The organism is Methylibium sp., from assembly GCF_031393925.1.
Classification (GTDB): domain Bacteria; phylum Pseudomonadota; class Gammaproteobacteria; order Burkholderiales; family Burkholderiaceae_C; genus Methylibium.
In genome coordinates, this window is sequence record NZ_JANMWL010000072.1 from 1 (window position 1) to 12,288 (window position 12,288).

The following is a 12,288-nucleotide window of genomic DNA, read 5'->3' on the forward strand; positions in this document are numbered from 1 at the left end:
CGGGCGAGGAACTCAAGGTCAAGGAAATGGAGGTGGCGTGATGTGTACGACCTGCGGTTGTTCGGACGGCAATGAAGTCGTCCTCACCAATGCCCAGACCGGCGACGCGATGACGATGCTGCGCGAAACGACCATGACGCATACCCATGCCGATGGCAGCGTGCATGCGCATGAGCACGACCACGCGCACGGGCATCACGACGACCACCACGACCACGCACATGGGCACACGCATGGGCACACGCATGGGCACGGCCATGACCATGACCACCACGACGGCCACGACCACGCTCACGTTCCCGCCGCGCCCCCATCCGCCCCCGGCCGCACCATCGACCTGCAGCAGGCGATCCTCGCCAAGAACCAGTTGCTGGCCGAGCGCAACCGCGGCTGGCTCGCGGGGCGCGGCATCCTCGCGCTCAACCTCGTCAGCTCGCCGGGCTCGGGCAAGACCTCGCTGCTCGAACGTACCTTGCGCGACCTGAAGGGCCAGCACGAGATCAGCGTGATCGAAGGCGACCAAGCGACGACCCACGACGCCGAACGCATCCGCGCCACCGGGGCGAAGGTGATCCAGATCAACACCGGCACCGGCTGCCACCTCGAAGCCGACATGCTCGCGCACGGCCTGCAACAGCTCGACCCGCCGCGCGGCTCCATGCTGATGATCGAGAACGTCGGCAACCTGGTGTGCCCGGCCTTGTTCGACCTGGGCGAGCGCGCCAAGGTGGTGATCCTGTCGGTCACCGAAGGCGAAGACAAGCCGATCAAGTACCCGCACATGTTTCGCGCCAGCAGCTTGATGCTGCTCAACAAGATCGACCTGCTGCCGCACCTGCGCTTCGACGTCGAGCGCTGCATCGCCTATGCGCGCCAGGCCAACCCCGACATCGAAGTGCTGCGTGTCTCGGCCGAGACCGGCGAGGGCATGGATGCTTGGTATGCATGGCTGCGCGAGCGCGCGACCGCACCGCAGTTTGGCGGGGCGCCGTCATGACTGCGCTGTCGGTCCTCTTCGTCGGCCTGCTGCTCGGCATGCAGCATGCGACCGAGGCCGATCATCTGGCGGCGGTGGCGACGCTCGTGACCCGGCAGAACTCGCTGCGGCAGACCGTGCGGCAGGGCCTGGCCTGGGGGGTGGGCCACACGCTCACCTTGATGCTGTTCGCCGGCGTCGTGCTCTGGTTCGGTCAGTCGATTTCACCCGGCTGGGAGGCGGGACTCGAAACCGCGGTCGGGCTGATGCTGATCGTGCTCGGCGCCGACGTGCTGCGCCGGCTCTGGCGCGATCGCATCCACTTTCATGTGCATCGCCATGCAAGTGCTGCCGAGCATGTGCATGCTCACGGCCACCGCGGCGAAGGCGCGCATGCCGAGTCGCCGCACGACCACGCGCACGCCAGGCGCTGGCCAATGCGAGCGCTGGCCATCGGCATGATGCACGGCCTGGCCGGTTCGGCCGCGCTGGTCGTGCTGAGCATGCAAGCAGCGCCGTCGGTCTCGATCGGGCTGGGCTACATCGCGCTGTTCGGCCTGGGCTCGATCGCCGGCATGGCGCTGCTGTCGATGGTGATTGCGCTGCCGCTCAGACTGTCCGCCGACCACCTGACCGGGCTGCACACCTCGATGACCTTCCTCGTTGGCGCGTTCAGCTGCGTGCTCGGCGCCGTGATGGTGGCCGAAATCGGGTTGCTGAAAAGCCTCCTCCTCAACTGAGCCGCCTGCGCCTGCGCGTCGAGAGGCGCGCTTGCAGCCAGAAGGTCACCGGCGATTTTTCAGACGCGTCATTGATGCCGTAATTCCTACGGCCGAGCACGGATCAGTCTGCCAAAAACCAAGCCGATCGGACAGGGTCCGACCGGCCCGGCATACGAAATCCCGTCGTTGCCTACTTCGTCGCCGGCTCCTTGGCCATGCCGTCCTTCTTCATCATGTCGGCACACTTGGCGTCCTTCTTCATCATCATGGCGTCGTCTTTCTTCGCGGCATCCTTGGACATCGCCATGTGGTCCTTGCACTCCTGCATGGTCATGTCCTTCGTCATGCCGTCCTTGGCCATCGAATCACCCTTCTTCATGTCGTCTACCGCAGCGGCACCGCCAGCTGCCAGCGCCATGCAGGCGCACATCAAGCTTGTTGCAATCGTCTTCATTCAAAAACTCCTGTTTGGTTGCACAAAGGTAATGCCACGTCATCCTGTCGGCGTGCCACTTAAGTAAAACGGCCCACTGTCACGATCCGCAGTGGAGTCGGAGCAAACCGCCGGCCCAATGGGTGTGCCAGCCGTCAATTGGTGTGTAAGGAACAGAACGAATTTGTGTCGATGCTGAGATCGCGCTTCGATGCTGCTGCTTGTCGGGTCGTTGGTCTTACCGGCGGCGTTTGAGGCCAAAAGGGTCAACGCCGAGGCTGGACAGTGGTGATCGACCGGCAGATCATCCGGGGCGTCGCGCAACGCGCCGCGACGCTGATGAAATCCTAATTGCCAAGGAGCACCACCATGTCGGACTCAAGCAAGGAACTGGTCGTCCTGATGACCCGGGGCGCCGACCACGAACTGTCGTCGGTCGCGTTCACGATCGCCAACGGTGGCATCACCGCCGGGTTCAAGGTCTATGCATTCCTGACCAGCTCGGCGGTCGATCTGGTGCGCAAGCGTGCCGTCGAGTTGGCGCAGGTCGCGCCGCTCGACCCGCTCAAGGCACTCATCGAAGACTTCGTGCATCGGGGCGGCACGATTTGGGCGTGTCCGCCCTGCGTCAAGTCGCGTGGCTACACGCAGGAGGACTTCATCGAAGGTGTCGTGATTGTCGGAGCCAGCGCGATGCACGAGCGGCTGATGGCGGGGGCGGCATCGCTCAGCTTCTGAGAAGAAGAAGCATCCGGCCACAGGCCTAAGCCCCCGATTCCACGCCAGCCCAATTCGCCCCATAGGAGGCCACCATGACGACACCCACCCGCATTGCACTGGCCGTGACACTTGCCCTGTGCGCCGCCGCACCCGCCAGCCGCGCCCACGACGCCGAAGCGGCGCAGGGCAAGCCGCCCGAGAAGCTCGGCCAAGTGAGCTTTGCCGTGTCCTGCAACGCCGCCGCACAGCAGGAGTTCAACCGCGCGATGGCGCTGTTCCACTCGTTCTGGTTCGACCCGGCCAAGAAGTCGTTTGCCAAGGTGCTCGAGCTCGACCCGGCGTGCGGCATGGCGCATTGGGGCACGTCGATCATGGCCATGGGCAATCCGTTCACCTGGCCGTCCAACCCGAACGTGTCGAAGACCGGCGCGCCGTCCGCGGCCGAGGCCGAGCGCGTGGGCGCCAAGACCGAACGCGAGCGCGACTACATCGCGGCCCTCGCGACCTTCTTCAAGGACTGGCAGAACACCGACTTCCGGCCGCGCGCGGTGGCTTATGAAAAGGCGATGGAAGGCCTCGCCGCGAAGCACCCGACCGACATGGAGGCACAGATCCTTTATGCGCTGGCGCTCAACATCACCGCGCTGCCCGCCGACAAGAGCTTCGCCAACCAGATGAAGGCCGCCAAGATCCTCGAGCCGCTGTTCACGAAATACCCCAACCATCCCGGCGTCGCGCACTACCTGATCCACAACTACGACTACGCCGAACTGGCCGCGAAGGGCCTCTCGTCGGCGCGTGCCTACGGCGCGATCGCGCCGTCGGTGCCGCACGCGCTGCACATGCCCTCGCACATCTACTCGCGCGTCGGCCAGTGGCGCGAGGTGGTCGAGGGCAATCGCGCGTCCTACCTCGCGGCCAAGGCCGAATTGAAGGACGGTGCCACGCCGGGCGTCGGTGCCTACGATGCGCTGCACGCGATGGACTACATGGTGTTCGGCCACCTGCAGCTGGGGCAGGACAAGGCCGCGAAGGCGCTGCTCGACGAGGCGCTGGCGCTGCGCAAGGTCAACGTCGAAAACTTCGTGGCCGCCTATGCCTTTGCCGCGATGCCGTCGCGCTACGCGCTCGAGCGCGGCGACTGGCAGCAGGCGGCGGCGCTGAAGCTGTCACCGCCCGACCTGGCGTGGGCGAAGTTTCCACAGTCCGAAGCGATCCTCGTGTTTGCACGCGGGCTCGGCGCGGCGCGCAGCGGCGATGCAGCCGCCGCGCGCACCGACGTGAAGCGCCTCGAAGCGCTGAAGGAGGCGCTGGTGACCGGCAAGAACGCGTACTGGGCCGGCCAGACCGACTTTCAGATCACGACGGTGAACGCCTGGATCGCGCTGGCCGAGAAGCGCGGCGACGAGGCGGTCAAGCTGATGCGCGCCGCGGCCGAGGCCGAGGAGGCGAGCGACAAGCACCCGGTGACGCCAGGCAATGTCGTGCCCTCGCGCGAGCTGCTCGGTGAGATGCTGCTCGAGTTGGATCACCCGGCCAGGGCTCGGGCCGAGTTCGACAGGTCACTCGAGCGCGACCCGAACCGCTTTCGTGGTCTCGTTGGCGCCGCGCGCGCCGCCGAGGCGGCCGGCGACCGCACGGCGATGCGCGAGTACTACGGCCGACTCCAGGCGCTTGCCGCGCAGCACGACACCGAGCGGCCCGAACTGGTGCGCGCCAGGAAATTGCTGGCGGCCGCGAGGTAGTTGGCGTTCGCCACCGCGCTCGGCTGCGGTTCGGATGCAGCGCGGCGTCACGCGAGCGCCCCATCGGATGGACAGCGGGACAGCGGCGCTCCGATTTCAGTGATTCAGTGGACTAATTGCCAGGTGGAACACGACCTGCTGTTCGCCGCCAACGTGCCTCAATCGATCCGGCCGACGACCCGCTTAAGAAACGCTCGCGTCCTGTGGACGCGGTTCCCTGCACGGGCGGCTGTTCGCGTGAGCGTGGCGCCGCGTCAGGTGCGCAGGCCCTCGTAAAGCCGCTCGTGCGCGTCGAGATAGGCGCTCCACGAGAAGCGTGCCGCCAGCCGCGCGCTGCGCGCGCCGAGCAGATCGGCCGGTAGCGATGCCGCGGCCAGTTCGCGCACCGCCGCGGCGATCGCGGCCGGCGCACGCGGCGCAACCACCCGCGCGCCGGCATCGCCCGCGCTCATCGCGGCGATGGCGCCGGTGTCGGCGCCGACCAGTCGCGGCACGATCGCGGCGGCTTCGATATAGGCCAGGCAGAAGCCTTCCTCGTGCGAAGGCTGCAGATAGAAGTCGGCCTCGCGCAGCGCCTGCTGCTTGCTCGCATCGTCAAGGTTTGGCGTGATGCGGATTTGGCCGTGCAGCCCATGGCGTTCGATCAGCTCATTGAGAAAGGCGAGGTAGGAGCCGTCGCGAACCTCACCGATGAGCTGAAGGCGCAGGCCGGGAAACTGATCCTTGATGGCTGCCATCGCGAGCACGGCGTCGTGCTGCCCCTTGGTGTGCGCGAGGCCGGCCACCGTCACCAGCCGCGGGCTGTTGCCCACCGGCCGCATGTTGGCGGGCCGCGCGGCGGCGGGCGTGCCCGGCTCGAAGCCGAGTGGGACGAGCGCCACCTCGCCCGGGTAACCGTAGCGCTCGACGGTGCGCTGTACGAAGCGGCTGTGGACGACCACGCGCGGAATCTGCGAGCGCCGCAGCAGCCACTTCCACGCCGTGCTGTTGGCCGCAAAACGCAGTGAGCGCAGCGCGTAGTGCAGTGTCTCGCTGCCGTGGCAGTGCGCCAGCTTGCGTTCGTGGGGCGGCACCGAATGAATGGTCAGCACCCAGCGCTGGCCGCGCAGCACCGGCGCGATGGCCGCGAGGCCGCGTGAGCCCATCGCCATGACGTGGACGAGATCGGGCCGAAAGCCCTGCACGATCTCGGCCAGCCGGCTGCCCCACGGTGCGCCGCTGGGCAAGGCAAGCGCGAAGTGCTGCAACGCGGCGCCGCCCAGGGGGGCGTCGGCCGCCAGCGCGAGCGTGTGGCCGCGCGCCGCCAGGCCTTGCAGCAGCTGGCGGGTCTCGGTGGGCACGCCGCCGCGCATGTGGCTGCTGACGTCGCTCAGGACAAGGATGCGCATGAACTCGAGGACCGGTGATGTGGTTGGAATACGGCCAAACGCAGCGGCGGCGGCGGTCGCGTCACGCCGCGCGCGCGCCGCAGGACGGCGCTTGCCAGAGCGCGTCGCCCAGCTCGGCCACCAGGGCCGCCAGCGCGTGCATGTCGGCTGCGCTGGTGTGAAAGTTGACGATGCAGGCGCGCAGCATGAAGCGACCGCCGACCAGCGCCTGGCTCACATAGGCGCGGCCGTCGCCTTGCAGGTGCGCGAGCAGCCGGCGGTTGAACGCGTCGAGCGCCGCTTCGTCGTGCTGACCCGCTGGCCGGTAGCGAAAGGTGACGATGCCCAGGCTGCAGGTCGCCGCCTCCAGGCGCGGCGTGGCGCCGAGCCGCTGGAACAAGAGCCGCGCGAGCGCGATGTCGCCGGCAATCATCCGGCGGTAGCCATCGAGTCCGGCCATGCGCAGCGCCAGCCACACCTTCAGCGCCCGAAAGCCGCGCGAGTTTTGCGGCCCGAGCTGGTGGAAGTCGAGGCCGACGTCTTCGGCCGGTGCACCGTAGTAGCTGGCCTCCTGGCTAAAGGCTTCTTGCAGGTGGCGCGGCTCGCGCACCAGCAAGCAGCCGGCTTCGAGCGGCGCGTACAGCCACTTGTGCGGGTCCAGCGCCAGCGAGTCGGCCTCGCCGAGCGCGCGCAGCGGATGGGGCGCGTCGGCCAGACAGGCGGCCGGCGCGCCGTAGGCACCGTCGACGTGGAACCACGCGCCGTGACGGCGGCACAGCGCGGCCAGCGCCGGCAAGGGGTCGATCGCGCCGGTGGCGACGGTGCCGGCGCTGCCGACCACCATCAGCGGCGCCACGCCCGCGTCGAGGTCGGCTTCGATGCGCGCCTGCAGCGCGCGCAGGTCGATGCGCTGCGCGCCGTCGCTGGCGATCGAACGCAGCGCCGCGCTGCCCAGCCCCGCCATGTCGAGCGCCTTGGGCAGCCAGCCGTGGGTCTGGTCCGACGCGTAGACCGCCAGCGCCGCCCCTTGGAGGCCGCGCTCGCGCACGGTGCTGCCCAGCCGCGCGCGCCGCGCCGCCAGCAGCGCCATCGTGTTGGCCATGCTGCCGCCGCTCACCAGCAGCCCGCCGCACCCCGCGGGGTAGCCGACCAGCTCGGCCAGCCAACGCACGGTCTGCGCTTCGATCTCGCTGGCCATCGGTGCGGCATGCCACAGGCCCACGTTGGCGTTCACGGCCGCGGCGAGCAGCTCGGCCAGCACGCCGATCGGCGCCGCTGCGCCGCCAACGTAGCCATGAAAGCGCGGGTGGGCAGCGTGGACCGAATGCTCGAACAAGAGTTGCGTGGCCTCGTCGAGCAGCGCATCGGGCTCGGCGCCGGCCTGCGGCAAGGACGCATCGCCCAGCAGCGCGCGGACCTGCGCCGCCGTCGCGCCCTGCGTCACCGGCCGCCCGACCAAACCCGCCATGTGCGCGGCGATGCGATCGACCAGCGCATGCCCCAGCTCGGCAAAGCGTTCGGGCGTCATCGCCAGTGCGGCAGGGTGCTCGGGCGCCGCAGCCAGCGCGGCTTCGTGCTCGCTGCGCCGGCCGGCGAGTGCCGCGCCGCCCTGGCCCGGCCCGAAACGCGGCTCACGCGCCATTCAGACGACCACGCCCTTGCTGCGCAAGAAGTCGTCGACCAGCTTCAGCCGCACCAGCGGGTCGGGCAACTCCATGAGCTTTTGCTTGGCGGCCAGCGAGATCGGCAGGATCTCGCACCAGCGGTTGGCGAGCCAGCCGGCCTCGTCGAAGTGATAGGGCTCGAGGAAGGGAATGCTTCCTTGCTGCTTGAGCGTGTTGATCGCGTTGGCCAGGCCTTGTGCGGAGCCGACGAGGTCGGCGCTGGGCAGCACCGCCTCGTCGCCGGGCAGGCGCCGCGCACGTGCCACCCACAGGCCGTCCGATTGCTGCGTGGTGTCGGCAATCTCGAAGCGCTGCGTGCCGCGGCAGCGCACCTGCAGGATGCCGGGCTGCGGGCTGTCGACCTCGATCAGCTCGGCCAGGCAACCGACCCGCTCCAGCTCGACGGCGGTGGTGCTGGCCTTGAGCTCGCTGCCTTTCTCGAGCGCCACCACGCCGAACGGCTGGCGCGCGCGCAGGCAGTCGCTGACCAGGTCGAGGTAGCGCGCCTCGAACACCTTCAGGCCGAGCAGCCCGCCGGGAAAAAGCACCGACTGCAACGGGAACAACGGCAGGTCGAAGCAATCGTGGTCGCTCATCGACATGGAGTGCGCGTCAGCTCGCGCCGAGTTCGCGGTGCCGCACGAGCGTGGCGCCGCGCGCCTGAAAGCGCTGCGCCAGCTGCTCGGCGAAGTAGACCGAGCGGTGCTGGCCGCCGGTGCAACCGATGGCGACGGTGAGGTAGGCGCGCTGGTCGCGCTCGAAGTCCGGCAGCCAGCGCGCGAGAAAGGCCTCGATCTGGCCGAGCATTTCGCCCACCTCGGGCTGCTGCGCCAGGTAGCTGGCGACGGCGGGGTTGCGCCCGTCGAGTGTTTGCAGCCCGGGCATGTAATGCGGATTGGGCAGCACGCGCACGTCGAACACCAGGTCGGCGTCGAGTGGCACGCCGTACTTGAAGGCAAACGACTCGAACACCAAGGTCAGCGCGCCGCCGCTGGCCTGCACCAGCTGGCGCATCCACTCGCGCAGCTGTGCCGGGCGCAGCTGGCTGGTGTCGAGCACGGTGCAGACCTCGCGCAAATCGGCCAGCAGCTCGCGCTCGAGTTCGATCGCCTCGGTGAGGGCGCGGTGCCCGTGCTGGCCCGCGCGCCGCTCGAGCGGCTCGGCGCCGTCCTTGCCCAGCGGGTGACGGCGGCGTGTCTCGGAGAAGCGCCGCACCAGCGCTTCGGTGCTGGCGTCGAGGAACACCGAGCGCACCTGCACGCCGGCCTCGCGCAGGCGGTCGAGCAGCGGCAGCAGATGGGGCAGCGACGCGGCGCTGCGCACGTCCACCGCAATGGCGAGTCGGCGCACGGCGCGGTCGGCGCGCGCGCGCTCGAGTTTGAGGAACTCGGGCAACAGCTCGGGCGGCAGGTTGTCGACGCAGTAGAAGCCGGCGTCTTCCAGCGCATGCAGCGCCACCGATTTGCCCGAGCCGGAGATGCCGGTCACCAGCACCAGCTCGCGCTCGGCGACGGGCGACGCGGCGTTGTGGTTCATGCGCGTTGCCGCTTGCGCGTGGCGGCTGCCGAGGGCGCTGGTGCGGCGGTCGCCACCGCGGCCGCGCTGGTGGCCGCTGCCAGCAAGGCCTGTGCGTGCGCGAGGCTGGTGCCGCTCGCGGCGCCAACGCTCCCGGTGGCACCGTCGACACCTCCGCCGCCGCCCAGCATGCGGGCGATCTCGCCCGCGCGCGCTTCGCCCTGTACCGCTTGCACGTCGCTGGCGGTGCGGCCGTCACGGGATGCCTTGCTGACCACGCAATGCTGGTCGGCCGAGGCGGCCACCTGTGGCAGGTGGGTGACGGCGAGCACCTGGCGGTCGCGGCCGAGGCGACGCATCAGTTGGCCGACCGCGTCGGCCACCGTGCCGCCGACGCCGGCATCGATCTCGTCGAAGATCAAGGTGCCGGTTTCGCCGAGTTCGCTGGTGGTCACGGCGATGGCCAGCGCGATGCGCGAGAGCTCGCCGCCCGAGGCCACCTTGGCCAGCGCGCGTGGCGTGCTGCCGGCGTGGCCCGCGACGCGGAACTCGGCCGCCTCCAGCCCGTGGCGCTGCGGCTCGGCCAGCGGCTCGAGTGCCACCTCGAAGCGACCGCCCGTCATACCCAGCTGCTGCATCGCCGCCGTCACCGCCGTGCTCAGTTTCGGCGCGGCGGCGCGGCGTTGTGAGGACACCGCCTCGGCGGCGCGGTCGAACGCCGTGCGGGCGGCTTGCAGCGCGCGCTCGAGCGCGTCCGGGTCGGTGGCGGCGTCGAGCGTGGCCAGCTCGTCGCGCCACGCGGCCAGCAACGCCGGGAGTTCGTCGGCCGCTCGCCGGTAGCGCCGTGCCAGGCCCATCCAGGCGGCCAGGCGCTCGTCGAGGCTCTGCAGACGCTCGGGGTCGAGCTCGCCATGGCGCAGCGCGGCGCCGAGCGTGTGTGCCGCGTCCTGCAGCTGCGCCTGCGCGCTGCGCAGCACCTCCAGCGGCGCGGCCAGGCTCGCGTCGTGGTCGAGCACGCCGTCGAGCGCGGCGATCGCCTGCGCGCAGCGCGCGTCGGCCGAGGCGTCGTCTTCGCGCACCGCGTTCAAGGCGCGTTGCACCGCCTCCAGGATGGCCTGCGCGTGGCTCAGGCGCCGGTGCTCGGCGTTGAGCTCGGGCCATTCGGTGGCGCCCGGCGCGAGCTTGGCCAGCTCGGCGATCTGCCACTGCAGCCGCTCGCGCTCGCGCTCCAGGCCGGCCTGCCGGCCGCGCGCATCAGTCAGGCTCTGCCCCGCGTCGCGCCAGGCGCTCCAGCGGGTGGCCAGCTCGGTGGTGTCGATGCCCGCATAACCGTCGAGCAACGCGCGCACCGCGTCGGGCCGGGTCAGGCTCTGCCAGGCGTGCTGGCCGTGGATGTCGACCAGCCGCTCGCCCGCTTCGCGCAGCTGGCGGGTGGTGGCGGCGCTGCCGTTGATCCAGGCGCGGCTCTTGCCTTGCGCGTCGACCGTGCGGCGCAGCAGCAGCGTGTCTTCGCCGCCGTCCGCACCCTGGAAGCCGGCCTCGGCCAGCCACGGGCGCAGCGCGGCGGGGGTGTCGAACTCGGCGCTGATCTCGGTGCGCGCGGCGCCCTCGCGCACCACGCCCGCGTCGCCGCGGTGGCCGAGTGCGAGCTGCAGCGCGTCGACCAGGATCGACTTGCCGGCGCCGGTCTCGCCGGTGAGCACGGTGAAGCCGCCGTGCAGCTCGAGGTCGAGTGCGGGGACGATCACGAAGTCGCGCAGTGCGATGCGTCGGAGCATCTGCGTCTTAATAGAAGTGTTCGTCCGACCCCACGCCCGTGTTCCAGTGCAACTTGCGCCGCAAGGTCGCGTAGTAGCTCCAGCCGCGCGGGTGCAGCACGCGCACGCGGTGCTCGCTGCGGCGCACGCAGATGCGGTCGCCGTGCAGCAGGCTGGCCAGGCTCTGGTGGTCGAAGTTCACACTGGCGTCGCGGCCGGCCACGATCTCGATGCGCACCTCGCTCGTATCGGGCAGCACGATCGGGCGGTTGGAGAGGGTGTGCGGCGCGATCGGCACCATCACCCAGCCGGCGATGCCCGGGTGCAGCAGCGGCCCGCCGGCCGACAGTGAATAGGCGGTGGAACCGGTGGGCGAGGCGATGATGAGCCCGTCGGCGCGGAAGTTGGCGACGAACTGCTCCTGCACTTCGACGCGCAACTCCACCATGCCGGCGCTCGCGCCGCGGCTCACCACCACGTCGTTGACGGCGAAGCTTTCGTAGATGACGTGATGGCCGTCGCCCGCCGGGCGCTTGACGTGGCCCTCCAGCATGGTGCGGTGCTCTTCTTCGTAGTCGCCGGCAATCATCGGCGCCAGCGTCTCGCGCAGATCGGCCAGCGCAATGTCGGTCATGAAGCCCAGGCGCCCCTGGTTGATGCCCACCAGCGGCAGCCCGTGGCGCGACAGCGCGCGTGCGGTGGCGAGCATGGTGCCGTCGCCGCCCACCACCACGGCCAGATCGCACTGCGCGCCGATCGCGTCGGCCTCGAGTGCGGGGTAAGCGGTGATGCCGGCGGCCAGGGCCGTGGCGGCGTCGAGCGAGACCTCGAGCCCCTGCTCGGCCAGGAACTCGGCGACGCTCTCCAGCACCGAACGGCTGCCCGGCGCCTGGTACTTGCCCACGAGGGCAGCGTGACGGAAGCGGCTCGCCATGGTGAGAGAAATTACACCACACGGTCTTGGCGCATCACGCCGCTGCCGCGAGCCGCAAAACCCGCCACCTACAATCGCCGGGACATGCTGGACGACCGCGCCAAGACACTGCTCAAAACGCTGGTCGAGCGCTACATCGCCGAAGGCCAGCCGGTCGGTTCGCGCACGCTGTCACGGGCGTCAGGCATGGATTTGTCGCCGGCGACCATCCGCAATGTGATGAGCGATCTGGAGGAGCTGGGCCTGATCGTCAGTCCGCATACCTCGGCCGGCCGCATTCCCACGGCTCGCGGCTATCGGCTTTTCGTCGATACCATGCTGACGACGCAGCGCGACCCGCTTTCGGTGGCGGGCCACGCGGCCCGTATCGCGCCGGATCAGCCGCAAAAAGTCATCAGCAACGCGGCCCACATGCTGTCGAGCCTGTCGCAGTTCGTCGGCGTCGTGATGGCGCC

11 protein-coding genes and 1 pseudogene are annotated in these 12,288 nt (G+C 69.7%); 5 read left to right on the forward strand and 7 right to left on the reverse strand.

Annotated features, from left to right (window positions below; genetic code table 11):
• Positions 1-40: 40 nt before the first annotated feature.
• Both hypB and RMO12_RS04495 read left to right on the forward strand, forming a co-directional pair.
• Positions 41-997 carry a hydrogenase nickel incorporation protein HypB gene (gene hypB, locus RMO12_RS04490; protein WP_309638364.1) on the forward strand — a complete coding sequence of 319 codons (957 nt, stop codon included), beginning with the start codon at positions 41-43 and terminating at the stop codon, positions 995-997.
• A complete protein-coding gene (locus tag RMO12_RS04495) occupies positions 994-1,716 on the forward strand; it encodes an urease accessory protein (RefSeq protein WP_309638365.1) in 723 nt (240 codons plus the stop codon). The genes hypB and RMO12_RS04495 overlap by 4 nt, the downstream gene beginning before the upstream one ends.
• 172 nt (positions 1,717-1,888) lie before the next feature.
• Here RMO12_RS04495 and RMO12_RS04500 read toward each other — a convergent pair whose 3' ends face one another.
• The gene (locus RMO12_RS04500; RefSeq protein WP_309638366.1) at positions 1,889-2,152 is read right to left on the reverse strand and encodes a hypothetical protein; all 264 of its coding nucleotides are present in this window, start codon (positions 2,150-2,152) and stop codon (positions 1,889-1,891) included.
• 348 nt (positions 2,153-2,500) lie between these two features.
• On the opposite strand from RMO12_RS04500, the gene RMO12_RS04505 reads away from it, so the two are divergent.
• Together RMO12_RS04505 and RMO12_RS04510 are read left to right on the forward strand one after the other, a co-directional pair.
• Positions 2,501-2,869, forward strand: a complete 369-nt coding sequence (locus RMO12_RS04505) for a DsrE family protein (protein ID WP_309624634.1) — start codon at positions 2,501-2,503, stop codon at positions 2,867-2,869.
• A 74-nt stretch (positions 2,870-2,943) separates the two neighbouring features.
• Complete coding sequence (locus RMO12_RS04510) at positions 2,944-4,596, forward strand: hypothetical protein (RefSeq protein ID WP_309638367.1); 1,653 nt, start codon at positions 2,944-2,946, stop codon at positions 4,594-4,596.
• Between the two features lie 254 nt (positions 4,597-4,850).
• Here RMO12_RS04510 and RMO12_RS04515 read toward each other — a convergent pair whose 3' ends face one another.
• From RMO12_RS04515 to RMO12_RS04540, 6 genes are all read right to left on the reverse strand, one after another.
• Positions 4,851-5,984, reverse strand: coding sequence for a glycosyltransferase family 4 protein (locus tag RMO12_RS04515; RefSeq protein ID WP_309638368.1), 1,134 nt, complete (start codon positions 5,982-5,984; stop codon positions 4,851-4,853).
• A gap of 61 nt (positions 5,985-6,045) precedes the next feature.
• Positions 6,046-7,605: an aminotransferase class V-fold PLP-dependent enzyme gene (locus RMO12_RS04520; protein WP_309638369.1), complete on the reverse strand. Its 1,560-nt coding sequence runs from the start codon at positions 7,603-7,605 to the stop codon at positions 6,046-6,048.
• On the reverse strand, positions 7,606-8,229 hold the full coding sequence (locus RMO12_RS04525; protein WP_309638370.1) for an LON peptidase substrate-binding domain-containing protein: 624 nt from the start codon (positions 8,227-8,229) through the stop codon (positions 7,606-7,608). It abuts the gene before it with no gap.
• A gap of 10 nt (positions 8,230-8,239) precedes the next feature.
• Positions 8,240-9,163 carry an RNase adapter RapZ gene (gene rapZ, locus RMO12_RS04530; protein ID WP_309638371.1) on the reverse strand — a complete coding sequence of 308 codons (924 nt, stop codon included), beginning with the start codon at positions 9,161-9,163 and terminating at the stop codon, positions 8,240-8,242.
• Positions 9,160-10,920, reverse strand: coding sequence for a DNA repair protein RecN (gene recN, locus RMO12_RS04535; RefSeq protein WP_309638372.1), 1,761 nt, complete (start codon positions 10,918-10,920; stop codon positions 9,160-9,162). The genes rapZ and recN overlap by 4 nt, the downstream gene beginning before the upstream one ends.
• A 7-nt stretch (positions 10,921-10,927) precedes the next feature.
• The gene (locus RMO12_RS04540) at positions 10,928-11,833 is read right to left on the reverse strand and encodes an NAD kinase (protein ID WP_309638373.1); all 906 of its coding nucleotides are present in this window, start codon (positions 11,831-11,833) and stop codon (positions 10,928-10,930) included.
• A gap of 84 nt (positions 11,834-11,917) precedes the next feature.
• Here RMO12_RS04540 and RMO12_RS04545 point away from each other — a divergent pair.
• Positions 11,918-12,288, forward strand: a pseudogene (locus tag RMO12_RS04545) (heat-inducible transcriptional repressor HrcA); the annotation flags it as partial.